A 24,250-nucleotide genomic window follows, 5' to 3' on the forward strand; every position below is an offset into this window, starting at 1 on the left:
CGCGATGACGGTGGCCTTCATCGTGTTCTGCCTCTTCTCCCCCGAGACGAACGCGCGCCGGCCAACACGTCCGGCCGACGGTCGGCGGAATGGATTTCGGTGGCGTTCACGCGCAGTTTGATGTCCTCGGCCTGGGCGTAGGCGAACCTGTCCAGCAGCCTCCGAAGACGCAGGCCGGGGTGGCCGGGGACCGCGCGCCCCGCTCCACCAGGAGCATGCGTACTTCTGCGATCGCGCGGGTGACGGTGGAGCGGTCGACGCCGAACAGCTGGTCCGGCGCCGCGTGCGGCAGGTCGTTCCGCAGAGAATCAGCGTGGCCATCAGCCGGTCGACGAGCACCAGTTGGTGGCGGACGCCGGCCCCCGCAGCCTGCTTGCGGACCCCGCCTCGCGCAGCATGGCGACGACCCTCGACCGGTCTGCCACGGTGCCGCCGACTATCCGACCAAGCAGGCGAAATGACCCCAAGGGATCCCCGTCACCAACCGATGTGCCAGCACCGCCCAAATGACTATGCCACCGGCCAGGCATGTCGCCTCACCCGCTATCACGCACCAACTCGCTACTGCTCTGACCACATTGGTTCGCCGGGTTGGTGGTCGGGGCGGTTGGATGTTGCGTGACGTCCGATCCGAGTGCTGGGGGTGTGGTGGCTGAGCCTGTCCGCGTGCGCAGGTTGACCGACCAGGAGGGGCAGAAGCTGCCCGTCACCCCGACGTGCTGGCAGCCCAGCGCCGCGAGCGCCCTCGCATCCGCAGTGAGAAGGGCATCCGTTGGGGCGGACGTCCCCTCGCCGATGCCGCTTGACCAGCCCGGTGACTTTGCCCGGCCGGGTCCTAGCAGTAGCCGTCCACCCTGGCGCCGGCTGGAGCGAGGTTGGGCCAGGGATGTCCTGCTTTGTCGGAGGCAGCGGACCGTAGGAGGTCAAGAATCGTGCACCCCGGGTAGCCCGGAAAACTCGCGTAGGTGCCCCGGTAGTAGCAGCTCCAGTAGCTCACGACCCGCCGTTGAGTGCGCGCGAAGAAAGCAGGGTTGTCCACGAGGAACTGCCCGTAAGCGAGGTGGCCGCAGGTGCCGGACGTGGCGAGATCACGGAGCTCATCGCAGATGACGACCAGGATCTCCAAGACGTACTCGCCAACCAGCTGCACGACGAAGGGGACGATCCATGGGTCCGTGGAACCAACGACCTTCTCCAGGTGGCGCTGCCTGACCATGCCGTCGCAGTGCCTTGAGTACAGGCAGTGCAGAATCTGTTGTTGGCGCGACGAAAGCGACGCCACCGCGTCAGTTGGCGGCTCGTCGTTGTAGAGGCGCCCGGGGATCAAAACTTGCTGCCCCTCGACAGTGACCGAGAACGAGGCATGCGGCTGGAGCCGAGAATCAGGCATCACTGCCAGGACTGCCTCGGCATCGCTTGCAAGCTCAGCTGGGAACGCCGTGATCAACGGATTACTGCGGTCGGAAAGCGGCTGCACGAGCCGAGCATAGGCGGATGCCTCGGCCCGGTAGCTGGCATTAATGGCCCCACACCCGCCCAACCCGGCGAAGATATGCGGTCAGAGCACTACACACCATCACCTGGCCTCTCTCGTCCTCGCTGCCGCATGAGCCTCAACTCCGCTCTGTTGCCACCGAGTTCACAGCCGGTTGCCGCAGAGTCCACAACTCCTACGACCACCTTGCCGGGACCACCGCACGGACGAAAGATCTCCATCAGCTGAATCCTCGGTGCCTCCGACGGAGGCGAAGCGGAAACGGGAGGGAACCATGCGAACTTTGCGAAGAGCCTCGATGGTCGCCGGAATCGTCGCGATGTCGACGATCGGCCTCGCCACCCAGGCACAGGCGTCGTCCAACAGCGGCTGGGTGTACACGAGCAATCGGAGCGGTGCCGTGTACTTCGACGCCGACCTCAACGGTTACCCGGGCTACGAGAAGATCACGGTCTGCGACAACACGACCGACAACCGTGGTACCGAGGCCGTGGTGCAGGGCTACGACGGTGACGGCGCTGTCGCCTACGTCGTGACCGATCCGTCCAACAACGGCGAATGCGCGTCGGCGATCGGCAACTTCTTCCTGGAGGAGACGGCGGTCAAGGTGACCGTGTACGAGTACTGGGGCAGTAACACGGCCCACCCCGGGTACGGCTCGGGCGTGGCATAGGCATAGATCCACATCGTCCGTTACGGCTCGCCGGTTCGTCCGACGGGCCGTCACGGCTTGCCTGGCAAGGCGAGTGCGCCAGGCCAGGAACCAGCGAGACTCCTGTGCCGGACCAGCCAAGCCTCACGACTCAGCCGGCGCCCGTGGAGCTGTTCCCCTGTCGCGAGTCAGCAGCACAGCATGCCCGCCTCTGTCCGCACCCGCCGCCGCGCCGCCCCGGTTCAGCGGTGCACGACGACCGAAGTCAGGACGATCACGAACACCAACGCAGGCCGTCGACGCAACGGGGCCTCGCCGTCGGCGCGTGGCTCGACGTTCGCCCAGTACACGGAAAGCAAGACCCCCCGCCTCTTGTGCTCGTGCTCGTCAGACAGTGGCAATGGTCAGGGGCTGCCGGGGTATCCCTTGACCGCGTTCAGCACCCGTGAGGACTGCTCCATGGTGAACAGCCTCTCCCGGACGAATGTCCCGTGGAGCCGCCGGTACGCCCCCGACAGGACGTTCTGCCGACTGTCGCGTTGGACTCGGTTGGCCAGCATCCGGTTGAACCGCTGGCTCAGGTTGCCCCAGTCGTTCTCCATGTCGACGAGCAGATCGGGAAGCCTGGTCCCCATGTTCGGGTACAGCACATGTCCGTCGGCATCACGCTCGCTACCGCTGCGCAGCCCCATCCGGCCGATGGTGTCCGAGATCCCCCGGAACCGCGCCGCCGCCGTCGAAATGAATTGGGCGGAGCGACGGCAGACGAGGCGGGACGCTGCGGTGGGGGCAGCTGCCGCATCGCGCCACGAACGGAGTGAGTGAGCACTTCGGTCACTCGTTCTCGAAGGATCAGCCGCTCGATGTGCGTGTGGGGATCGAGGAGGGCTTGCAGGGCGCGTGCCAGCAGGTCCTGGCGGTGCGGGCTGGGCTGCACGCGTCCGGGTGAGCAGGGCGAAGAACCCGGCGACGCAATCGCCCAGTGTGAGCCCGGAGACGATCCGCCAGCCGGTCGGCCTGGCGTCGTCGTCCAGCAGCCGCCGCTCGGCCGGCACATGGGTAGACCTCTTGGCCAGGGCGGTGACGATCCTGCCGAGCGGTCCAGGGAAGCGGGGTTCACGCCGTTCATCCTCCGGGCGTACGAGGTCCGGCCATCTCGGTCGGAGAGCCGGTGGTGTCGGCCAGGCATCGGGCATTCGGCCGAGGCAGACGTGGGCGTACCTATAGAGGCCCACGGCGGTCTCACGGACGGGCGAGCGGGGCGAGCAGGCCGTCACCGGGTCGCAAATCCTGCTTGGCAACGATGCTGTCGAGTGACGCGCCGACTTGGGCCAGCGCGGCGGACCGCTCCTCGGGCCGGTAATCGATGAACTCGCCGATAGCGGCACCGAAGGCGCGTACGTAGCTGTGCGGAGCGGCGCAGATGAGGGCACGGGCGATCTCGAGCAGGCCGAGGCTGAGGACGTCGCAGTCCCCTTCGCGGACAAGTTGCACCAGGTCGGTGGTGACACGCTCCCAGTCGCCGGCTGTCGGCGTCAGTGGCCGGATTCTGCCCGGTGCCAGGTTGCATCGAGTCGAGTCGCTATCGGCTGGGGCACGAGGTGGAGTGCGTAGAAATCTCGGCCCAGATCAGCAACGGGGCCGAGGTGGTAGTGGCCGGTCATGTGGCAGCAGGTTGAGCCGTGCGGCGGGGCCGGTGGCGATGAAGTGGATGACGATGGCCGGATAGGCGCCGTCGACGGTGATGCCGGGCGCAGAGGGCTCGGTGTTCATGGGGCTCATCGGCGGTAGGCGGTGGCGGCGACGGCGGGCAGGAGGGCGAGGGAGAGGATGCCACCGGTGAGAGCGAGGGCGGGGTAGCTGAAGGCGGCGACCACGATGCCGGAAGACATGCCGCCGGTGGCGCCGGCGATGGCGATGGAGACGTCGACCAGGCCCTGGGTCTTGGCGCGGGTCGCCAGTGGGACGGTGTCGGTGATGATCGCGGTGCCCGAGACCAGGCCGAAGTTCCAGCCCAGCCCCAACAGGGCGAGGGCGAGCGCGAGGAGCGCGACGGAGTCGCCGGGCGCGGCAGCGGCGAGGATGCCGGCAGCCAGCAGGATGATGCCGGAGGCTGCGGCGATCTTCATGTGGCCGTAGCGGTCGACGAGCCATCCGGTGACCGGTGAGGGCAGGTACATGGCGCCGATGTGGAGGGCGATGACGAGGCCGGAGGCGCCGGTGCCGTGGCCGTGGTCGTGCATGTGGACCGGGGTCATCGTCATGATGGCGACCATGACGAGCTGAGTGAGGATCATGACCAGCGCGCCGAGGACCACGCCTTCACGGCCTTCCGTCGTGTCGGCGTCGGTCGGGGCAGTCGTCGCGTCTGCTTCCTGGGCCTGGGCGACGGCGCGGGCCAGGAGCAGCGGGTCAGGTCGCAGCCAGAGGGCGAGGACAAGCGCGGCCAGGGCGTAGGCGGCACCGCCGAGGATGAAGGGCCCGGCGAGAGCGGGGATGCCGAATTGTTCGGCGAAGGTGCCGGTGGGGGCGGCGAGGTTGGGGCCGGCGACGCCGCCGAGCGTGGTGGCGACCAGGACGGTGGAGACGGCGCGGGCGCGGTGGCCGGGTGCGGCGAGGTCGGCTCCGGCGTAGCGGGCCTGGAGGTTGGTGGCGGTGCCGGCACCGTAGACGAACAGGGTGATGAAGAGGAGGACCGGATTGTCCAGGACGGCGGCGATGATGACGCCGGCCGAGCCGATGGCGCCGGTGAGGTAGCCGGTGGCGAGGCCGGGCCGACGGCCTCTGGCCTGGGATATGCGGCCGACGGCGACGGCGGCGAGCGCGGAGCCGGTGGTGAACAGGGCACTGGGCAGTCCGGCGAGGCTGGTGGAGCCGAGCATGTCCTGGGCCAGCAGGGCACCGACGGTGACACCGGCGGCGAGCCCCGCGCCGCTGAGCACCTGGGAGGCGAACAGGACGCGCAGGATCCGGGGCTGGACCTGAGCGAGGTCGGGTGTGGGAGCCGTCGTGCTGCGGGGCGCGGTGCTTGTCATGTCCCTTTTCCGGAGCGGGTCATTGGTGCGGGTGAGTGGTGCGGGTGAGTGGTGTGGGTGAGTGTGCGGATCCGGTGGGCGGGCCGGCCGGTCTGGGCAGGAGGGGGGCGGTCATGGCACCGGCCCGAAGCCGGAGGGATTCACAGGTACGAGGCGGGAAGGGCATCGAGCGCGCCAGAAGTTGCCTGGACGGTTTGCGCTGCCCGCTCGCCGGCGGCCAGGGCGCCTTCGATGTGCCCGGCGTACTCGGTCGCCGTCTCGGTCGACGCCCTGTGCAGCCGCCCACCGAGAAGTGGTTGCCGGTAGAGGGGGGACCGAGGAGCGAGTAGTCGGTGAGGTGCTGCACGGTGGACGGGGCGGTCCAATGCTCTGCCGCCCAGTCCTGGACGTACAGGGCCACGGGGCATCCGGCGGGCGGGCGGAAGAGCCGGGCGAGCTGGGTGGTGACGGCCTGCTCGAAGCCGGGCGGACGGTGCGGGCGTGCGCGACCCCGAAGAGCGCGGCGGGCTCGCCGCCGGGTCCCGACATGTCGTGGACCTCCTGGAGCGGGCCGGTCCTGCTGAGCGCCGCACCGGCCAGCCCGCCCTCCCGCCAGAAGGCGGTCGGGTAGTCGGCGACGACCTTGGCGACGGCTCCCATCCAGACCGGGGTGGCCCGGGCCAGGCCTACGAGGTCGGCGGGGAGCGTGTCGCCGAAGTCGATGCGCTCCAGGGCGAGGGCCGGAGGGACGGCCAGGACGACGTGCTCGGCGTGGAGCGTACCGGCCGGGGCGAGCACGTCGAGGCCGTCCTGGCCGTTCGGGTGGATGGCGGTGACGGGCGTGTCCAGTCGAAGAGAACCTGGGGGCAGCGCTGCGGCGAGGGCGCCGGCGACGCCCTGGGTCCCGGCGGTGAAACGACGGGAGGGGGCCTCGATCAGGTTGCCGGTGAGGCGGCGCGTGCCGGTCGTCTCCTCAAACATCGTGTCGCCTGCGAGGTGTTGGTCGAAGGTCTCGAGGCCGCTGCGGGCGGCCAGGGTTCGTACGCGCTCCTCTCCGTCCCAGAACCAGGTGTCTCCCAGGTCGAGGGCCCGCCCCGGGCGTTCGGCGGGGGCGGAGAGCAGGCGTGCGCCGATGCGGTTGCGCGCCTTGAGGGCGACGACGTCACGGCCGGCGGCACGCAGCGCGGCGGCCGCCGCGAGTCCGGAGGCGCCGGCGCCTCCGCCGGCGCCGATCACGATGATGTCGTGACTGTCCTGGCGGGACATGTGTCGCTCCATTCCGAGCAGGCTGAACCCCCGGTGTCGTCGGTTGCTGCGGCATCGGGCTTCTGAGATGCCGAGCCGAAGTGTCGTGCAAGGCACGGAGGGTGTCCACCGCGCGACCGAGGACGACGTTCCCCAGCGTCAGCTCCCTCGGAACGGACTCCACCAATGGGGTGTCGAGCCGAATCCCACGTCAGGCTGCACGTGGCGGCAACTGCCCCCGTCGTTCGGACCATCGGGTCCGACGGCCCACCGGCGGTTCACCGAACGGAGCAAGGCCCGGGTGTGGGCCAAGCTCCACCGCCTGCTCCTGGACGAACTCGGTTCTCGCGGCGAGCTGGACTGGTCCCGAGGGATGGGGGTGCCGCCACAGCAGGGTCACAGTCCGGGTCTGATCGGCGCTGGCAACCGGCACCGCCGCACGCACCGCCTCCAGTGCCACGAACTCATGGACAGCTGCTGTGCGCACCGTCTCCTCCTGTGGTGCTGAGGGGGTCAGCCGCCGAGCGTGTGGCCGAACTGGGCGTCCTTCTCGGGGGCACCGAGCTTCACGGGGCTGAGCGTGCCGGCGCCTGTCGTGGTCAGGCCGCTCGCGGAGCCGTAGAGGTTCCACAGGGCACCCGAGTCGGCGAAGGCACCGTCCTCGCCGGGGGCCGTCGCCGTCAGGTCCGCCTTGCCGTCCTTGTTCAGGTCGGAGAGGCTCACCTGGCGGCCGAAGTCGTCGCCCGACTCGGAGACGCCCGGCACGCCGGCGGTGGACTGGTTGTAGGCGAGCGCGCCCTTGCCGGTCATGCCACCGGCGGACTTGGACGCGCCCTTGAGCAGGATCACCGCGCCGGTACCGGTGGCGGCACCGAGGCTCTCGCCGGGAACGCCGACCGCGACCTCCGCCCTGCCGTCGCCGTTCACATCACCGGCGCTGAGGGACGCGCCGAAGGCGTCGTGCGCCTCGCTCGCCCCGGGAACCCCCGCGGTGGCCTGGGTGATGACCTTCTTGCGCGTGCTGCTCGGTCCGGTGGAGCCGCCGTACTGGATGGTGATGCTGCCCGGGGCGTCGTCGATGACCTCGCTGACGGAACCGATGTCGCGGGTGATCAGGTCGCCGTAGCCGTCGCCGTCGACATCGCCGACGGTGCCGCTGTAGGCCGTGCCGAGGGCCTTGGCGGTGTGGCCGACGCCGGTCCTCGACCCCTTCCAGAAGCGGGCCTCGTGCTGCATCTCCTCGAAGCCGTGCGTGGTGACGATGTCGTCGACACCGTCACCCGTGAGGTCACCGGTGATGAAGGAGCGCAGACCCGAGGAACCGTCATCCGTGGTGATGCTGTCCTGGGTGCGCGTCTTGCCGTCGCGGGTGAACGGGCCGTACTGGATCGTCATCCCGGAGACGTCCGGGTCGTCGTTCGGGACGGAGTTCACGACGAGGTCGCGCTTGCCGTCGCCGTTGAAGTCACCGAGGGCGAACTCGGAGTACCGGTACGGCAGAACGGTGTTCTGGCCGGTGAGACCGTCCTTGGAGCCCCAGAGCACGGTCGGCTCGCCGCTGTCGCCGCCGCCCACCACGAGCAGATCGGTGTACGAGTCGCCGTCGAGGTCGCCGGGGAGGGTCTGGGCACCGAAGGCGAAGGTGTCCTGGAGGTCGCCGGGGACGCCGGGAGTGGCCCGGCTGATCATCTGGTGGCCCGCCGTTCCGGGCCCGGAGGCGGTGCCGTACACGACCGAGACGTAACCGGCCTTCTCCACACCGCCGACGGTGCCGAAGGGTGCCGCGACCGCGAGGTCGGCGTGTCCGTCGTGGTTGAAGTCGGTCATCGGTGTGCGGGGCGGCACGGGCACGGCCGACGCCGTGCCGGAGGTCGCGAAGAACGCGAGGGGGGTCGCGAGCGCGGTGACGGCGATCGCGACGGTGAGAGTGCGGCGGGGCACTGTGCCTCCTGAGCGGAACGTGTGTGACGTGACGGGAGACGGACCACGTCGAGTGAAGGTTGTACACCGCAGGAACTCGATTGCGAAGAGTGATGGCGTTGACCAGGAGGTGGCCATGAGTGAGGCGTTCACGTCGTGGCCCATGGCGTCCGTGACGAACAGGTTGAGGCTGTGCTGGTCGAGGGTCGAGGGAGTGGTCGCAGATGTCGCCGGCGGTGCCGGAGGCGGGACCAGGACGTCGGGGAGGCCGGTTGGGCACCACCGCCGCACGCAGCGCCCTGGCAGCGCTGTCCGGCTCCCGGCGGTCAGGTGTGGGAGAGGGCGAAGGAGACGAGGAAGCCGCTCACCGTGATCAGGCCGATGGCCAGGTGAGCGTCCTCGAACGCCTCGGGGATCATCGTGTCCGCGATCATGGCGAGGATCGCCCCGGCCGCCACCGCGGTCACCGCGGCGATCACGGCGGGAGAGAAGGACCCGACCACCGTGTATCCGAGGACGGCCGCCACCGTGCCGGCCGCGGCGATCGCGGTCCAGACACCGAAGACGTACCCCCGACCGCGGCCGGCCTTCTTCATACCCGCCGCGCTGGACAGCCCCTCGGGGACGTTGCTGATGAACACCGCAGCCACGGTCACCAGACTCACCGCACCGCCGTCCAGCAGACTCACACCGATGACCGCCGACTCCGGCACCCCGTCGAGCAGAGCGCCGAGCGCGAGCGCCATCCCGGATCCGCCCTGCTCAGCCTCCGAGGGCTGCGCTTTGGTCCGCTCGTGACCGGAGCGCTTGCGGTGACGCGCGCCCCGGCGGGCCAGCCACACATTGCCCCCGGTGTAGGCCAGGGCGCCGATCAGGGTGCCGACGGTCGCCGGAGCAAGCCCCGCCTGCTCGTACGCCTCCCCGACCAGCTCGAAGGAGACCGCTGAGATCAGCACCCCGGCACCGAAGGCCATCACCGTCGCGATCACCTTCTGCGGCACTCGCAGCCCGTAACCCAGCGCGGCACCGAGCAACAGCGCCGAACCCGCCACCAGCCCCCACAGTCCAGCTTCCACCACTTCCGCCATGCCGCCCCTTCTACCCGCTGTGCGCATGGGCATCAACGAGCGGCTGCAGCACACGCAACGCGTGCCTGGTCCAAGAATCCGGTCGACCGTGGCCGGTATCGATGGAGCACGCCGGCGCCTACGACGAGGCGCTGTCACCCCTGGCCGTCGCGCGCTCGCTCGGGCCACCGCGGCCCGCTCCCGGCCCGGTCGCGTTGCGGAGACCGCGTTCTCTCGGAGGCCTTCGCGGGGAGATGGCCCTCCGCCCACACGGTCAGGGCGGCCAGGGGAATGAGGAGCGCCCTGGGCTGGACGTCTGCGAGGTGCGCTGCACCCCGGACACCGTCATGGCCGGCTGACACAGCTTCCGCGGGGCCGTGCTCACCGTGCGCGCGGGCTTCGGCATGTCGGATGCCGAGGCCGCGCGATCCGTGGTGCTGGCGCGGCAGGCTCTCGAACCCCGCAAGCTCGGCGTCGCCTCCCGGCTCGACGCGGTCGCGGTGGGACGTGAACTCGGTCTGATCTGACCCGATCACGTGTCGCCACCGGGCGCGGACGGCACCGTACTGGTCGTCGACGACGTCGACCAAGCGTCGGTGCGCGCCCTGCTGACCCTGCTGTGGGACACCGGCCACCATGTGCTGGCCTTCGAGGAGACGACGGCCCGAGTGGTCCCCGAACAGTGTTCTCACTAACGGTAGTTGAGCTCGGCGAGCTCGGTGGCGAGCTTCTTCGGCAGGGACGTTCGGCCGAGCAGGGGGAGCACGGTGTTGCGTGCTCCCCGGGCCATCGGGTTGCGCGTGGTGGCGAGGCGGGTCATCCGGTGGGTGAAGGCGACCACCCGCCGGGCGACGGGGCGGCGCTGCGCCTCGTAGCCGTCGAGCTGCCCGTCGGCGAAGGCCCGGCCGAGGGCATGGCCGTCCTGGATGCCGGTGTTCATTCCCTGCCCGCCGGCCGGGCTGTGTACGTGGGCGGCGTCACCGGCCAGCAGCAGGCGCCCCGCCCGGTAGTGTTCGGCGACCCGGTGGTGCACCCGGAACCGTGACGACCATGCGAGGTCGGTGACCCGGGCCTGGCCGGGGGCGCGTTCGTCGAGCATGTGCTGGACGAAGCCGAGGTCCGGTGTGGCGGGAGCGTCGTCCACGGTGGCGACGACCCGGTAGTGGCCGCCCGGGAGCGGGGCGACGACGGCGAGGCCCGTGGTGCCGAAGGTGAGCGAGACCTCGGCGGGGCCCGGGGCCCAGTCCATCACCACGTCGGCGAGGACGAAGGACTCGGCGTAGGCGCTGCCGGTGAAACCGATGCCCGCCGCTTCGCGCACGGTGCTGTGCATGCCATCGGCGCCGACGGCGTACGCGGCGCGCAGCGTCCGGCCGGACGTCATGGTCAGTGTCACGCCGTCCTCGTCCTGGACGACGGAGGCGACCTCGTAGGGGCGGTGCACGTCGCCGCCGAGCGCGCGCAGCCGGTCCAGCAGCACGTTCTCGGTCTCGTACTGCGGGACCATGAGCGTGTACGGGTGGGGCGTGGCCAGCTGGTCGAACGGCACGGTCAGTAGTCTGCGGGCGCCGTCGCGGACGGCGAACCGGGTGACCTGGACGCCACGCGCGATCAGCTCGTCGGAGGCTCCCAGCTCGTCCAGGACCTCCAGGGTGCGGGCGTGGACGACGGCGGCACGCGAGGTGTTCGCACCCTCGGGCAGCCGGTCCAGGACGACGAAGTCGATGCCGGCCGAAGCGAGCGTGACGGCGAGCGCGAGGCCGGTCGGGCCGGCGCCCACGATGGCGACCTCCGTACGGTCGGGGAGTGTGGTGGTGTTCATGTCGTCTCTCCTCCAGGACACGTCAACGACTGCTTGCCAACACTTGTTGGCCAACGTTCGTTGACATGATGCGCGGCTGCGCACTGGAAAGTCAACATGTGTTGGCCTACAGTCGTTGACATGACGCAAGCCGCCAAGATCACCGGTACCGATCGGCGTTCGGACCGCACCAAGGCCGCGATCCTGCGCGCCGCACGCGAACGATTCGCAGCCCAGGGCTACGAACGCACCACCATCCGGGCCGTGGCCTCCGACGCCGGCATCGACCCGTCGATGGTCATGCGCTACTTCGGGAACAAGGCCCAGCTCTTCGACGCGACACTCGCCATCGACCTGCGCCTGCCCGACCTGACGGGCGTCCCGGCGGCCAGGCTCGCCCAGGCCCTGGTGCGGCACTTCATCGAACGCTGGGAGGGTGACCCGGCCGACGACGCCCTGCTCGTCCTGATGCGGTCGGCGGTCACCAACGAACAGGCCGCGGCGCGGATGCACGAGATCTTCGCGGCGCAGGTCGCCCCGACGCTCGCCGCCGCCCTGGGCCCGGAGTTCGCCGCGCGGCGCGCGGGCCTGGTCTCCGCGCAACTCCTCGGCCTCGGGCTCACCCGCTATCTGCTGCGCCTCCCGGCAGTGACCGCCCTGACGCCCGACGAGATCGAAAGAGGGCTGGCCCCGGCCATCCAGGCTGTCCTCGACCCCGATCAGGGCCGCTGACCACCACAATCGTCACACACCACCGCTGGACCGAGGCCGACGCACGGGAACGCCGGACGCCGGACGCCCGCAGCGGACTCGGGCATGCCGCCCTGGCTGCGGTCGCCGGTCAGGACAGCGGGGCAGGAGGACGTAGCTGTGGCGGACAGGTCCGCGATGCCGGCCGTGAGGCCGACCGCGACGGCCATCTGCCGCACGGTCACAGGGTTACTGGCCTCGACCACGAGCGTCATGACGTGGTCGTCCGCGAGCGTGCACACGGGTGACCCGAGTGCACGCTCGGCATGGCGGAAGGTATGGGAGGTGTGTGCCGGAGAGTGGTGACGCGTACCTGCCGGGTGGCCTCCCGCCGAGGAGTACGCCGGCTTGCTCCTAGCGGTTGGTCTGCGCGGCGCCGTCAAGGACCTGGCGCAGTCGATGCGCGAACTCGTCCGGCTTCCCCGCATATCCGAACTGTCCGTCCAAGAACCCGCCGTGATGGCTCGGGAACACGCTCACCTGCTGTCCGAGCAGTTCAGCGGCCGCGACGGAGGTGCGGCCGGTCAGCACATCCTTGGATTCCTCGCCCACAGCGATCACGACACGGGTCGGCGCAGCGGCGATCGCGTCGGCATCCGGCCGATAGCTGCTGACCGCCCAGGACCGGTCGGACAGCAAGGGATCGTCGCGTGAGCCATCGTCCACCGTGGGCATCCCGAACTCGGCGGGATCGGCCTCCGGCCGTGCGAAGTACGCGTCGGTGAACTCTCCCTTCCACGAGGTCATCGCCACGAACGCAGCCATCCCGGCCCCCCATCCCCGCTTCTCGTAGGCCTCACGCACTCCGGCCCACGCCCGCACGGCTGCCGGGCCGTCCGGCGGGAGGGTGATGAGCGGCGGCTCGTGCGCGACCAGGGTCGTGATGTCTGCCGGATACTTCGCCACGACCGCGAGAGCGGTGACGGCTCCCCCGCTGCTGGCGAACATCTCCACCGGCCCGGCCCCGAGCGCCTCGATGACGGCGTGCACGTCGTCGGCCTGGGTCTGCGGCGTGTGGTCGACCCGCCCGTCCTTACGCGTGCTGCGACCGAGGCCGCGCGGGTCATAGGTGACCACGGTCCGCTCGGGCAGGCGCGCGGCGAGCGCGGCGAAGCCGGTAGCGTCCATGGGCTGCCCGATCATGAACAACGGCGGGCGTCCATCGGTGGTCGGCAGCGGCCCGCGAACGTCATGGACGAGGTCCGCGCCGGCTGTCTCGAGTGTGTGAGTCTCCATACCTGTGCAGACCGGCCCCGTCCCCGAAACTCATCGGTGCTGCGGGCATCGCAACCGTCGGGCAGCTCACCCGGCTGCTCGGCATATCGGCCGCGTGCGTGGGCGAGTACACCGCGACGACTTCTCTCAGCGTGGGTGGTCGTCCTCGGGCCGGCTGCGCGGGGGTTGTCCGCGCGCGGTACGCCAGCGCGACCGGGTCTGCTCGACGATGCCGTCCCACTGGCGGCGGACCTCGTCCTGGGAAGGGCGCAGGCCCTGCCGGATCCGGAGGAGTTCCTCTCGTACCTCCCGCCCCAGTGCCGACGACAGGACGAGGACGAGCATGGCGCCGAAGAGGACCGAGGCCATCCCGAACGCCGCGCCGGCCGCGCCGTAGCGCGAGACGTAGGAATTGAACAGGCGCGGCAGGTAGACGGTCGCGAGCACCGAATAGGCCGCGGTCAGAACAGCAGCGCAGACCGCGAACGGGAGCAGGGCCGCCCCGGCGAGCCGCTTCGCGGAGAGGATCCGGCCGCTGAAGGTGAGGAAGACGGTGGTGACCGGCACCTCGCACACCGCGGCTGCCAGCCCCAGCCGTCCCCCGCCCAGAGCCACGTAGAGCCAACCGATCACCGCGGTGTAGAAGCTGAGCACGCAGATCCACCACAGGCCGTTGCGCGTGTTGCGCACACCGAGCGGCTTCAGCTCCCAGGTCTGCTCGAACAACCGCTGCATGGTCCGGGAAAAGCTCAGCACCGAGATCGCCAGAAACACCGTCCCGAAAACACCGACGCCGGCACTCGCGGCTTCGGCGGAGAACACCGCCCGGACCGCCTCGGCACCTTCACCGGTGAGGCCGTAACGGTTGATGATCCGGTCCGCGGACTCACCGCCGAAGACGGCACCGCTCAGCACCGCCAGCGGGATCAGCGCGGTCAGCGCACCGGAGGCCAGAGCCATCGAGCGGTCGAAACCCGCGATCCTCTGGAACCGGCCGACGACACGCAGCACGAACGAAGGACGCAGCCAGAACGTCGGCGTTCTGATGAGCCGCTCGCGGTTGATACCCGCCTCCCGCTCTCCGCCCGTTCGAGGTCGTATAGGGCGAATCGAGCCTAAGGGAGCTTCGGACCCGGATCGGCGGGCGACACAGGAACGAGGCGGGGGACGTACCGCGGCCCTGATGCCGAGCCCCACGAGGACGACCGCGGCAACACCCGGCACGAGCCGCCGCCTGCCGATGTCCGCCGCTCGGCACGAACCCGTCGTCGACGCCACCGAAGATGTCGTCCGCCTGCACTGCCGGACGGGATCTACGGCCGCGCGGCGTGGCCGTGGAGCCCGAGCCTGGTGATCGTGCGGCGGAGCGCGGTGCGGATCGCCTGCGTTGTCGACGGGTCGAGCGGTGCGGAAAGGTGGTCGATCTCCAGACCCGCGACGACCGAGAGGATGATCTCCGCGTCCGTCTCGGGATCGTCCGAGCCGAGCCGGGTCGCGACGTGACCGACCTGGATCTGCAGGGCCTGGCGCCAGGCCCGCGAGACACGCGCGAGATCCGGCCTACGGGTTGCTTCGATCAGGAACTCGTACTCCGCGACCAGCCTCGTTCGTGCCTCGGTCAGTCCGTGCTGGATGAACGCCGTGAGGTGCTCGGCGATGTCGTCGGCGTGGTCGCCGTCCACCACACCCGCGAAAGCCGCGAGGACCCGGTCCGCCTCCCGGCGGGTGTGCAACTCGAACGCCGCGAGGATCAGGTCGTCCTTGGTCTTGAAGTAGTAGCCGAGAGCTCCGAGCGGCAGGCCCGCTTCCGTCGCGATGGCCCGCATGGACAGCCCGGCCAGTCCCTTGTCCCCGATGACCCGCAGGGCCGCATCAAGGATGGCCGCCTTGCGGACCCCACCGCGCTCGGTCAGTACGGGGGTGTCTCGTTGCTGGGCGGATCCGCCGGGCCGGCTCATGTCTTTCCTCGTCCCCTTCCCCTGTGGGTGACCGTCGGGCGTCGCACGACGGCAATGCATGGCGCAGTGGCCGCACGGTAGCAATCGCGGAGCAGTCCGCCTGAGCGGTGAGGCAGCCGCAGCCTACCACTCAAGCTGAACTGGTACGAACGTACAACTCATACTGAGTCGTGGATATGCAGGTCGTGAAGTCATTGCCAGGGCGCTCCAAGCTGCCTACTGTGACGAACGTCCAACTCATTCACGCCATCGCGCGTCCAGGGATCCGAGGGTGAGCACCACATGAACCCGACCAACGCCGACGGCCGGCCCGTCGCGATCATCACCGGGGTCGGCAGTGCGTCCGGCATCGGCTTCGCATGCGCCGAGCGATTGGCCGACGACTTCTCGCTGATGATCACCTCGACCACCGCGCGGATCCATTCGCGGGTTGCCGAGCTGGCGGGCAGCTGCCCCGTCCGTGGGGTCGCGGGGGATCTCACCGACGCCCGGTTCGCGGAGTCGGTGGTGGCCGAGGCGCTGGACGTCTTCGGGCGGATCGACGTTCTGGTCAACAACGCCGGGATGGTCTCGGTGGCCGATCCCGAGGACCCGTCCAGCATCGCCACCGCCTCGGACGAGCAGTGGCGTTCCGCCCTGGCGCGCAATCTCGACACCACCTTCCACATGACCCGCGCCGCCCTCCGGCCGATGCTCGAGCGCGGGTACGGCCGGGTGGTGAACATGTCGTCGCTCTCCGGCCCGGTGATGGCGTACAAGGGCGACGTCGCCTATCACACGGCCAAGGCCGGCCTGATCGGCCTCACGCGCTCGACAGCCATGGACACGGCCCCTCGGGGCGTCACGGTCAACGCCGTCGCCCCCGGCTGGATCGCCACCGGAGGGCTGGACGAGCACGTCGACGCCCTCGGGGCGGCAACGCCGGTGGGTCGCGCCGGGCGTCCCGAGGAGGTGGCCGCTCTGGTGGCGTTCCTGGCCTCGCCGGAGTCGTCCTACGTCACGGGACAGCTGTTCGTGGTGGACGGCGGCAACTCCATCCAGGAGGAGCGCGGACTGGGCCCGACAGGCGCCCCCGCGTCACTTTTCACGCATTAGCTCTTTGCGTGCCCGTATGGCCTTTTACCCGCACTGCCCATTGCCAGGAGGAGCGAAGAATGGATCTGAACTATCTGTCGGCCGAGGAAATGCTGGGGGCGTTTCGGCGGCGCGAGCTGTCCCCGGTGGAAGTCCTGGACTCGCTGATCGAGCGGGTCTCCAAGACCGGCGAGGTCAACGCGGTCGCCGAGGAGATGTTCGACGAGGCCCACGAGGTCGCGCGCGCCGCCGAGGCCAGGTACGCGGGGAAGGGTCCCGCACCCCGGGCGCTCGAAGGTGTCCCGGTCGCGGTGAAGGAGGAGATGCCGATCGCCGGCCGGTCCCATCGCCTCGGCTCCCTGCTGACCGAGGGCACCGTCGCGACGCGGACGCAGCCGATGGTCCAGCGGCTGATCGACGCCGGTGCGGTCCTGCACCTGCGGACCACGACACCGGAGTTCTCGATCGCCGTGACCACCCACTCCGAGCTGTGGGGCGTCACACGCAATCCCTGGAACCTCGACTACAGCCCCGGCGGTTCGTCGGGCGGCTCGGGTGCGGCACTGGCTGCCGGACTCGCCCCCCTGGCCACCGGCTCCGACATCGCGGGCTCCATCCGGGTGCCGTCGGCGCTGTGCGGTGTCGTCGGGTTCCGACCCCCCTACGGACGGGTTCCGTCGCTGCCGCCGCTCAGTTTCGACACGTACTGCCAGGACGGGCCGATGGCTCGCACGGTCACCGACTGTGCTCTCTTCCAGAACGTCATCGCCGGACCGGACCTCGTGGACCACGTCTCGGTACCCGCTGCTCCACCTCTCCCAACGACCTTCGGATCCTGTGCGGGACTGAAGGTCGCGCTCGCGGTCACCATCGGCGACTTCCCCGTCGTCCCCGAGGCGGCGGCCAACATCGAGCGGTTCGCGAACGCCCTGCGGGACGCCGGGGCCGAGGTGACCCCGGTCGAGATCCCGATCACCCGCCAGTCGATCATGGCCACCGCATTCGCCCACTACGGCCTCCTCCTCGGTCCGTCCGTACGGGAGTGCGCACCGGCCGACGACCCGAGGTGGTCCCGGAACGTCCTCGACGTCGTCGAGGCGAGCGAGGCGGCCCTGAAGAAGCTCGGCGCCCTGCGGACCTTCGAGGAGGAAGGCCGTATGCACGCCGTACTCGCCGGGATATACCGCGACCACGACGCCCTCATCTGCCCGACCCTGGCCACCACCGGCTACCCGGCGGACGCCACCTCCGCGGAGTCCGTGGAGCTTGCCGAGGGCGTGCGGTTCGCCAACCTCGTGAGCCAGTGCCTGACCCAGCTCTTCAACATCGCGAGCCGGCATCCGGTCCTCAACGTGCCCTCGGGCCGCGCCGGCAACGGTGTGCCGACCGGGGTGCAGATCGTCGCCCGGCCGTTCGACGATCTGACGGCGTTCCGTCTCGGGGCGGCCGCCGAGGCACGTCTCGGCCTCTGGAGCGACCCGGACTGGCGTCCGAGGATGGCCCACCGTGGCTGAGACGCAGCGGTCGTCCACCGACGAAGCCACCGCCGACGTCTCCGTCCACGCCGCCCCCGGCGCCGGCACCGGCACCGGCACCGGCACCGGCACCATGCTGTCGGAGCAGGACGCGGCCCGCCTCCTTCGTGAGGAGTGGGGAATCGACGGCCGGCTCACCGACCTGGGCAGCACGCAGGACCAGATCATGCTGGTCGAGGACGCCGGGAACGGGCGACGACACGTCCTGAAGGTGACCCTGGCCGACGGCGGTGCCGAGGCGGCCCACGCCGAACACCTGGCGATCCGTCACTTCCGGTCCCGGGATCCTGGTCTCGTGGTGCCGACAGCCGTCCCGACTCTTCGGGACCATGACCTGGTCGACCTCGACGGGCTCCGCATACAGCTGCTGGACTGGGTGCCGGGCACACCGCTGGGCTCTGTCGCGCACCTCTCGCCGAGGGCGCTGCGCTGCCTCGGCCGACTGGCCGCGCGATCGGTCAGCGCACTCGCCGGGTTCGACCACCCCGGGCTGCACCGCCGCTCCTCATGGGATCCGCGCCACGCGGTCCAGACCGTGTCGGGCCTCACCGGCCACTTCACGGACGCGGAGAACGCACTCTTCGAGCGGGCACTCGCTCCGGTCGCCGAGCTCATCGCTGCCGACACCGCCGGAGATGCCGCCGGGCGACTGCCGGTACAGGCCGTGCACACCGACATCCACGAGCACAACGTGGTCGGTGACGTCGATGCCGACGGAGAGTTCGCGCCGACCGGGATCATCGACTTCGGTGACCTGGTGTGGACGTGGCGGGCCGCCGAGATCGCGACACCGATGCTGGCCGCCGTCGCACGTGCGCCCGAGGACCCGCTGGGAGCGGTGCTGCCCGTCCTCGCCGGGTACCTCGACCGGCTGTCGTTGTCCGAGGCCGAGGCGGACGCGCTCTGGACGCTGGTGCGTGCGCGTGCCGTGCTCTGCGCGGCGCTCCAGACCCTCGCGTCGCAACAGGATCCCGACGACGAGGGGGCGGCCGAGGTCGCCGCCGAGGACTGGCGGGCGTTGCGCGCCGTGCTGGAGACCGACCCGGCGCTCGCGACGGCGGTGGTGCGCCGGGCCTGCGGCTTCGACGCGCCGGAGACCGACCTGGCCGAGCTCGTCGCCCGGCATTCGCCGAGCCCGGTCCTTCTCGGCCAGGAGTCCGGTCCGCTCCGGCCGGTCGATCTGAGCGTCGAGTCGGAGCTGTTCTCGGCGGGCGACTGGCCGGACGGCGGAGCCTTCCCACCGCTCGGGTCCGACGCGGAGACGGCCGTCGGGCGCTTCGACGAGGTCCGTCTCGGCCGGCCGGACCTCACCGACCGCGCGCCCGCCGCACTGCATCTGGGGGCTGATCTGTTCGTCCCCGTCGGCACGGAGGTCTTCGCCCCGTTCGACGCCACGGTGGTCCGGGCCGAGGCCCGAGCCGTCGTGTTGCAAAGCCGCGTCGACACCACCACGTTCTTCGTCCGGCTCGCCGGAGTGGCCGCGCACGTCCCCGTCGGGCACACCGTGCGCCGTGGTGCCGAGGTCGCCGTGGTCGCGCCGTCCACCGGCCCGCTGCCCGCCCATGTCCACGTCCAGCTCGGGCTCTCACCCGACCTGCCGGGCCACGGCAGGGTCCGGGACCGTGCGGCACTGCTGACGCTCTGTGCGGACCCGTCGCCGCTCGTCGGGACGCCCGTCCGGGCGGAGCAGGGAACGACGGTCGAACGTGTGCAGGAGCGGCGGGCGAAGTACGTGGCCGGCGCCCAGTCGACGTACTTCGACCATCCCGTACAGATGGTCCGGGGCCGGCGGCACTGGCTCTACGACAGCGCGGGCCGACGGTACCTCGACATGATCAACAACGTCGCGGTCGTCGGGCACTCGCACCCCGCGCTCACCAAGGCGGCGGCTCGGCAGATGGCACTGCTCAACACCAACTCCCGCTTCCTGTACGACGCCATGGGCGAGTACGCGGAACGGCTCGCCGCCACCCTGCCCGAGGAACTGCACACCTTCTTCTTCGTGAACTCGGGCAGCGAGGCCGTCGATCTCGCCGTCCAACTGGCCCGGATCCACACCGGGCGACGCTCGGTGGTCGCCGTCGAAGGCTCCTACCACGGCTGGACCTCGGACGTGTTCGCCCTGGACACGCTTCCCCATGACCGCCCGCGCTGGCGCGAGGAACTCGACGGACACGTCCACGTCACCGAGACGCCCGACCCGTACCGGGGACGGCACGGTGCGCGCGCGGAACCGTACGTGGAGTCCGTGCGGCGAGCCTGCGCCGAAGCCGGCCCCGGCGGTGGCGTGGCCGCGTTCGTGTCCGAACCCCTGCTCGGCAGCCAGGGAGGAATCGTTCCCCCGCCGGGGTACCTGGCCGGGGCCTACGCCGCCGTGCGCGAGGCGGGCGGGGTGTGCATCGCCGACGAGATCCAGGTCGGGATGGGGCGGACCGGTCCGGCCTTCTGGGCGTTCGAAGGCCAGGGCGCGACCCCCGACATCGTCGCCGCTGCGAAGGCGACCGGCAACGGACATCCCCTCGGTGTCGTCGCGTGCCGGGCCGAGATCGCGGCGGAGTTCGGCCGACGAGCCGGGTTCTTCTCCTCCACCGGCGGCGGCCCGGTCTCGTGCCGGATCGGTACGGCGGTCCTCGACGTCCTGCGTGACGAACGCCTGCCGGAGAACGCGCGCACGGTCGGCGCGTATCTCGGCGGAGAGCTCAACACCCTGGCGGCGCGCTTCCCCGAGATCGGCGCCGTCTACGGGGAGGGCCTCTACCGCGGGGTCGACATCGTCGTACCGGGCGGCGACAAGGAGCCGGCGCCCGCTGCCGCGACCCAGATCTGCGAACGCATGCTCGAACTCGGTGTCGTCATCCAGCCCACCGGAGTCGAGCTCAACGTCCTGAAGATCAAGCCGCCCCTCTGCTTCGACACACCGGCCGCCGACTACTTCCTCGCCCGGTTCACCCAGGTGCTCGATGAGCGGGCGCGGTCCCGCGCGGCCTCGGCCCGGTCGGTTCACCGGCACCCCACGACCGTGCAGGGTGGCCAGGGAAAGGAATGAGAGCCCATGACCGGAACACCCGCCTCTGAAGCCGGGATCGAACCGCACCACGTCGATCCGGTGCCCGAATCCCACCGCCGAGGGCGCCCCCGCGACCTCTTCCACGTGTGGTTCGCCTCCAACCTCAACGTCGGCAACGCCATCTTCGGCGCGATCATCTACTCGGTCTGCCGCAGCATCCCGCTCGCGTTGCTCGCCGCCGTCATCGGCAACGTGGTCGGGACCGTCCTCATGGCCCTGCACTCGATCCAGGGTGCCAGGCTGGGGATTCCCCAACTGATCCAGAGCCGCGGCCAGTTCGGCTACCTCGGTGCCCTGGTGCCCGTCGTGGTGGGGTCCGTCATGTACGTCGGGTTCACGGTCTCGGTCTCGCTCGCGGGCGGTATCGCGCTCAAGGTCGCCACGGACGGCAGGATCCCGCTGCCCCTGGCCACGTCCCTGGTCGCCGCGCTGAGCGTGGTCCCCGCACTGATGGGCAACCGGGCCATCCACGTCGTCGCCCGCTGCGCGACGTGGCCGCTCACCGTCAGCCTGATCGTCGTCAGCGCCTACACGCTCGTGCGAGGGGACGGCGTGGCGGTGACCTCCGGTCCGGTGTCGCTCACGTCGTTCCTCGCCGGCACCGGGGTCGCCGTGACGTTCGCGCTCACCTACGCGACGGCCGTCTCGGACTACTCCCGCTACCTGCCGAGCGACGCTTCGGGCCGGGCGGTCTTCTGGTGGACGGCGGCCGGGGTGTTCCTGTCGTCCACCTTCTGCTGCGTCATCGGTGTGCTGCTCGCGGCCAGGTTCGCGGCCGCGGACGTCTTCCAGAGCGCCAGTGCCGCGCTCGGCGGGGGCGCACTCGCGACCGTCGTCCTGGTGGTGACCGCCCTGGGCCTGGCCGTGACGAACATGCTGAACCTCTACGGCGGGATGCTGAACCTGATCACCGGCCTCTCGACCTTCGTCAAGATCCCGAACTCGTTCAGGACCCGTGCGGCGATGATGCTGCCGACCCTCGTCATCGGAGTGGGCCTGGCCGTCACGGCGTCACAGGACTTCACCGGCAACCTGACGGCGTTCCTGTCGTTCCTGCTCCTGCTCCTCATTCCCTGGGGAGCGGTGAACCTGGTGGACTTCTACCTCGTCCAGCACGGAGAGTACGACGTTCCCGGCATGTACACCCGCAGCGGGAAGTACTGGAGCGATCGGGCCACGTGGACCCACTACGGAGTCAACCTCAAGGTTCTCATCGCCTTCCTGGCCGGCGTGGTGTCCGGCATCCCGGCCATGAGCAACGCCTGGTACGTCGGGCCCGTCGCGCGACGATTCGCCGACGCCGACCTGTCCTGGATTCCCGGCATGGTCGTCACCTCGGTCGTCTACCTGGCGCTCGTCCGCGCCGGCCGAGGAGAGCCGCCCACGGCAGTCGCGCGCCCGCACGGGGCATCTCCCCTGTGACCCGGGCCCCTGCACTACGCGCCGCTCCCCCACCGGGGCCTCGGCCCGGCACGCCGGCCGAGCCGCAGGTTCATGGGTGGACGTGTTCGGTCCGTCCGGCGCCGGTGATGCGGAAGGACAGATGCGCGCCGTGGGGTGTGTCCTGGACCGTCAGGGTGCCTCCGTGGGCGGTGGCGATGTCGCGGGCGATGGCCAGGCCGAGTCCGGATCCGCCCGCGTCGCGGGCCCGGGCCTCGTCCAGTCGGTGGAAGCGCTGGAACACCCGCTCGCGGGAGGCGGCCGGGATGCCCGGGCCGTCGTCGATGACGTCCAGTCCGTCGGCCGTGACCTTGATGGTGATCCGGGAGGCGGCGTGACGGACCGCGTTGGCGACCAGATTGGCGACCATGCGTTCCAGGTGAGAGCGGGTGCCGGTCACGATGACGTCGGACTCCAGCTCCAGCACGATCTTCACGGGGGCCGGGCGTGCCGCGGCCTCGGCCGCCACTTGCGCCAGATCGACATCGGCCCCCATCAGTGGTTCGCCGCCGTCGAGCCGGGCGAGGAGCAGCAGATCACCGGTCAGCTCCTTGATGCGGGCCACGTCGGTCAGGGCTTCGGTGACGAGGTCGGGTGCCTGCGTCATCCCGAGTTCGAGCCGGGCGCTCAGCGTGGCGACGGGGTTGCGCAGTTCGTGGGCGGCGTCGGCGACGAACTGCTTGTGCCGGTCCACCGCGGACTCCAGCTGGCCCAGGGTGACGTTCATGGTCCGGGCCAGGCGTGCCACCTCGTCGCGGGTGACGGGCTCGGGGACCCTGCGGTGGAGGTTCTTGGCGGTGATGTCGGCGAAGGTGGCCCTGATCGATTCCACGGGGGCCAGCACCCTGCCCATCAACTGCCATGTCATGACGGCCATCAGCACCACCAGCGCCGGGACACCCACCAGGAGCAGCTGCTCGAGCGTGTCGAGGGCGTTGCGGACGGGGGCCAGCGAGACCCGGGCCTTCACCGTCACCGGGCCGTCGACGGTGTCCACGACCTTGCTGGCGGTCGCGTAGCCGCCGGCCATCACCACCTTCTCCCCGCCCGTGCCGGCGCCGTGCCCGCTCTTCGGCGGTGTCGACGACGCGCCGCCGTCCTCGCCGGGTGGAGCCGTGAGGATCGGGTCCTCCTTGAGGGCGGCGGCGTCGGCCCTGACCTTCCGGGTGGCCTCGTCGGCGACGCCGCCTTCCAGACTGTCGCGCAGCGTGAGGATCAGCACGAGGGAGGCCGCGGTCAGTACCGTGGCGACGATGACGGTCGCGGCCAGGGTCACCCGCAACCGCACCGACAGCCGGTTCACGGACGCTCCAGAAGGTAGCCGCTGCCTCGCACCGTCGTCAGGGTGCGGACCGCGAACGGTGCGTCGATCTTGCGGCGCAGGGCACTGACGTACACCTCGACGATGTTGGGATCGCCCTCGAAGGCGAAGTCCCAGGCGTGCTGGAGCAGTTCCGTCTTGGTGACCACTTGGCCGGCCCTGCGGGCCAGCAGGTGCAGCACCGCGAACTCCTTGGGAGTGAGCGCGATGTGCACGCCGCCGCGCCGGGCGCACGCCGCCGCCGGGTCCACCTGCAGATCCCCCACCTCGATGACGGCGGGCCGTTCCTGAGCCCCGCGGCGGACGAGGGCCCGCAGCCGCGCCAGCAGCACCGCGAAGGAGAACGGTTTGGCCAGGTAGTCGTCCGCGCCACTGTCCAGCGACTGGACCTCGTCGAGTTCACCGTCCATAGCGGTCAGCATCATGATCGGCGTCCAGTTGCCGGACTCGCGCAACTTCCGGCACACGGCGAAGCCGTTGAGGCCCGGCAGCATCACGTCCAGCACGATCGCGTCGTACCGGTGCTCACCGGCCATCCAGACGGCCTCACTGCCGTCGCCGACCACGTCCACGGCGAAACCCTTGTCCACCAGTCCCGATTTGATGACGTCGGCGAGTCGTAGTTCGTCCTCGACCAGAAGCAGGCGCATCCGTTCAGTTTCCGCCATTCGAGCTGAAAAAATCCTGAAGACGGCC

Annotated in this window: 23 protein-coding genes and 3 pseudogenes; 10 read left to right on the top strand and 16 right to left on the bottom strand. The window is 70.3% G+C overall.

The window, feature by feature from the left end:
- Positions 1-514, bottom strand: a pseudogene (locus SCAB_RS48190) (transposase family protein); the annotation flags it as partial.
- Positions 515-701: 187 nt separating this feature from the next.
- Between SCAB_RS48190 and SCAB_RS48195 the strand changes: the two are divergent.
- A pseudogene (locus SCAB_RS48195) lies at positions 702-806 on the top strand (integrase); the annotation flags it as partial.
- 29 nt (positions 807-835) lie between these two features.
- Here the strand turns inward: SCAB_RS48195 and SCAB_RS01125 are convergent.
- Positions 836-1,477, bottom strand: coding sequence for a hypothetical protein (locus SCAB_RS01125; protein ID WP_041668796.1), 642 nt, complete (start codon positions 1,475-1,477; stop codon positions 836-838).
- Between the two features lie 292 nt (positions 1,478-1,769).
- Between SCAB_RS01125 and SCAB_RS01130 the strand changes: the two genes are divergently transcribed.
- Positions 1,770-2,168, top strand: coding sequence for a hypothetical protein (locus tag SCAB_RS01130; RefSeq protein WP_012998202.1), 399 nt, complete (start codon positions 1,770-1,772; stop codon positions 2,166-2,168).
- 383 nt (positions 2,169-2,551) lie between these two features.
- On the opposite strand, the gene SCAB_RS47230 is transcribed toward SCAB_RS01130, so the two are convergent.
- The 5 genes from SCAB_RS47230 to SCAB_RS44325 all read right to left on the bottom strand — a co-directional run bounded on the left by SCAB_RS47230 (position 2,552) and on the right by SCAB_RS44325 (position 6,439).
- A complete protein-coding gene (locus SCAB_RS47230) occupies positions 2,552-2,839 on the bottom strand; it encodes a hypothetical protein (protein ID WP_158512219.1) in 288 nt (95 codons plus the stop codon).
- A 550-nt stretch (positions 2,840-3,389) separates the two neighbouring features.
- Positions 3,390-3,641, bottom strand: coding sequence for a hypothetical protein (locus SCAB_RS01140; protein ID WP_012998205.1), 252 nt, complete (start codon positions 3,639-3,641; stop codon positions 3,390-3,392).
- A gap of 135 nt (positions 3,642-3,776) precedes the next feature.
- Complete coding sequence (locus tag SCAB_RS47940) at positions 3,777-3,920, bottom strand: hypothetical protein (protein WP_193789215.1); 144 nt, start codon at positions 3,918-3,920, stop codon at positions 3,777-3,779.
- A 5-nt stretch (positions 3,921-3,925) separates the two neighbouring features.
- On the bottom strand, positions 3,926-5,182 hold the full coding sequence (locus SCAB_RS01145) for an MFS transporter (RefSeq protein ID WP_012998206.1): 1,257 nt from the start codon (positions 5,180-5,182) through the stop codon (positions 3,926-3,928).
- A gap of 111 nt (positions 5,183-5,293) precedes the next feature.
- Positions 5,294-6,439 (bottom strand): FAD-dependent oxidoreductase, encoded by a 1,146-nt coding sequence (locus tag SCAB_RS44325; RefSeq protein WP_319184788.1) that lies wholly within the window; start codon positions 6,437-6,439, stop codon positions 5,294-5,296.
- Between the two features lie 175 nt (positions 6,440-6,614).
- On the opposite strand from SCAB_RS44325, the pseudogene SCAB_RS46150 reads away from it, so the two are divergent.
- A pseudogene (locus SCAB_RS46150) lies at positions 6,615-6,776 on the top strand (transposase); the annotation flags it as partial.
- Positions 6,777-6,919: 143 nt separating this feature from the next.
- On the opposite strand, the gene SCAB_RS01160 reads toward SCAB_RS46150, so the two are convergent.
- Together SCAB_RS01160 and SCAB_RS01165 are read right to left on the bottom strand one after the other, a co-directional pair.
- Positions 6,920-8,347 (bottom strand): FG-GAP-like repeat-containing protein, encoded by a 1,428-nt coding sequence (locus SCAB_RS01160; protein ID WP_041668800.1) that lies wholly within the window; start codon positions 8,345-8,347, stop codon positions 6,920-6,922.
- A 305-nt stretch (positions 8,348-8,652) separates the two neighbouring features.
- Positions 8,653-9,414 (bottom strand): ZIP family metal transporter, encoded by a 762-nt coding sequence (locus SCAB_RS01165; RefSeq protein WP_012998209.1) that lies wholly within the window; start codon positions 9,412-9,414, stop codon positions 8,653-8,655.
- A gap of 356 nt (positions 9,415-9,770) precedes the next feature.
- On the opposite strand from SCAB_RS01165, the gene SCAB_RS47235 reads away from it, so the two are divergent.
- On the top strand, positions 9,771-9,920 hold the full coding sequence (locus SCAB_RS47235; RefSeq protein WP_158512220.1) for a hypothetical protein: 150 nt from the start codon (positions 9,771-9,773) through the stop codon (positions 9,918-9,920).
- A 9-nt stretch (positions 9,921-9,929) separates the two neighbouring features.
- On the top strand, positions 9,930-10,088 hold the full coding sequence (locus SCAB_RS47240) for a hypothetical protein (protein ID WP_158512221.1): 159 nt from the start codon (positions 9,930-9,932) through the stop codon (positions 10,086-10,088).
- On the opposite strand, the gene SCAB_RS01170 is transcribed toward SCAB_RS47240, so the two are convergent.
- Positions 10,085-11,215: an FAD-dependent oxidoreductase gene (locus SCAB_RS01170; RefSeq protein ID WP_041668801.1), complete on the bottom strand. Its 1,131-nt coding sequence runs from the start codon at positions 11,213-11,215 to the stop codon at positions 10,085-10,087. The two genes, SCAB_RS47240 and SCAB_RS01170, sit on opposite strands and share 4 nt — an antisense overlap.
- Positions 11,216-11,335: 120 nt before the next feature.
- Here SCAB_RS01170 and SCAB_RS01175 point away from each other — a divergent pair, with 120 nt between their 5' ends.
- On the top strand, positions 11,336-11,926 hold the full coding sequence (locus SCAB_RS01175) for a TetR/AcrR family transcriptional regulator (RefSeq protein WP_012998212.1): 591 nt from the start codon (positions 11,336-11,338) through the stop codon (positions 11,924-11,926).
- Here the strand turns inward: SCAB_RS01175 and SCAB_RS01180 are convergent.
- From SCAB_RS01180 to SCAB_RS01195, 4 genes are all read right to left on the bottom strand, one after another.
- Complete coding sequence (locus SCAB_RS01180) at positions 11,914-12,186, bottom strand: hypothetical protein (RefSeq protein ID WP_012998213.1); 273 nt, start codon at positions 12,184-12,186, stop codon at positions 11,914-11,916. The two genes, SCAB_RS01175 and SCAB_RS01180, sit on opposite strands and share 13 nt — an antisense overlap.
- Positions 12,187-12,298: 112 nt before the next feature.
- The gene (locus tag SCAB_RS01185) at positions 12,299-13,180 is read right to left on the bottom strand and encodes an alpha/beta fold hydrolase (protein ID WP_012998214.1); all 882 of its coding nucleotides are present in this window, start codon (positions 13,178-13,180) and stop codon (positions 12,299-12,301) included.
- A gap of 126 nt (positions 13,181-13,306) precedes the next feature.
- Entirely contained in the window at positions 13,307-14,437 is a 1,131-nt protein-coding gene (locus SCAB_RS01190) for a YihY/virulence factor BrkB family protein (protein WP_231884879.1), read from the bottom strand.
- Positions 14,438-14,472: 35 nt separating this feature from the next.
- Entirely contained in the window at positions 14,473-15,117 is a 645-nt protein-coding gene (locus SCAB_RS01195) for a TetR/AcrR family transcriptional regulator (RefSeq protein ID WP_012998216.1), read from the bottom strand.
- 282 nt (positions 15,118-15,399) lie between these two features.
- Between SCAB_RS01195 and SCAB_RS01200 the strand changes: the two genes are divergently transcribed.
- From SCAB_RS01200 to SCAB_RS01215, 4 genes are read left to right on the top strand one after another with little or no spacing between them, the layout of a single operon-like run.
- The gene (locus SCAB_RS01200) at positions 15,400-16,212 is read left to right on the top strand and encodes an SDR family NAD(P)-dependent oxidoreductase (protein ID WP_012998217.1); all 813 of its coding nucleotides are present in this window, start codon (positions 15,400-15,402) and stop codon (positions 16,210-16,212) included.
- A 59-nt stretch (positions 16,213-16,271) separates the two neighbouring features.
- Positions 16,272-17,705, top strand: a complete 1,434-nt coding sequence (locus SCAB_RS01205; protein WP_012998218.1) for an amidase — start codon at positions 16,272-16,274, stop codon at positions 17,703-17,705.
- Positions 17,698-20,772, top strand: a complete 3,075-nt coding sequence (locus SCAB_RS01210) for an aminotransferase (protein WP_012998219.1) — start codon at positions 17,698-17,700, stop codon at positions 20,770-20,772. Before SCAB_RS01205 ends, SCAB_RS01210 begins: the two co-directional genes overlap by 8 nt.
- A 6-nt stretch (positions 20,773-20,778) precedes the next feature.
- Positions 20,779-22,215, top strand: coding sequence for a purine-cytosine permease family protein (locus SCAB_RS01215; protein ID WP_012998220.1), 1,437 nt, complete (start codon positions 20,779-20,781; stop codon positions 22,213-22,215).
- 70 nt (positions 22,216-22,285) lie between these two features.
- Here SCAB_RS01215 and SCAB_RS01220 read toward each other — a convergent pair whose 3' ends face one another.
- Together SCAB_RS01220 and SCAB_RS01225 are read right to left on the bottom strand one after the other, a co-directional pair.
- The gene (locus SCAB_RS01220; RefSeq protein ID WP_012998221.1) at positions 22,286-23,536 is read right to left on the bottom strand and encodes a sensor histidine kinase; all 1,251 of its coding nucleotides are present in this window, start codon (positions 23,534-23,536) and stop codon (positions 22,286-22,288) included.
- Entirely contained in the window at positions 23,533-24,204 is a 672-nt protein-coding gene (locus SCAB_RS01225) for a response regulator transcription factor (RefSeq protein WP_037723579.1), read from the bottom strand. Before SCAB_RS01225 ends, SCAB_RS01220 begins: the two co-directional genes overlap by 4 nt.
- Positions 24,205-24,250 lie beyond the last annotated feature (46 nt).

The sequence above is a fragment of the Streptomyces scabiei 87.22 genome (genome assembly GCF_000091305.1).
Taxonomy (GTDB): Bacteria; Actinomycetota; Actinomycetes; order Streptomycetales; family Streptomycetaceae; genus Streptomyces; species Streptomyces scabiei.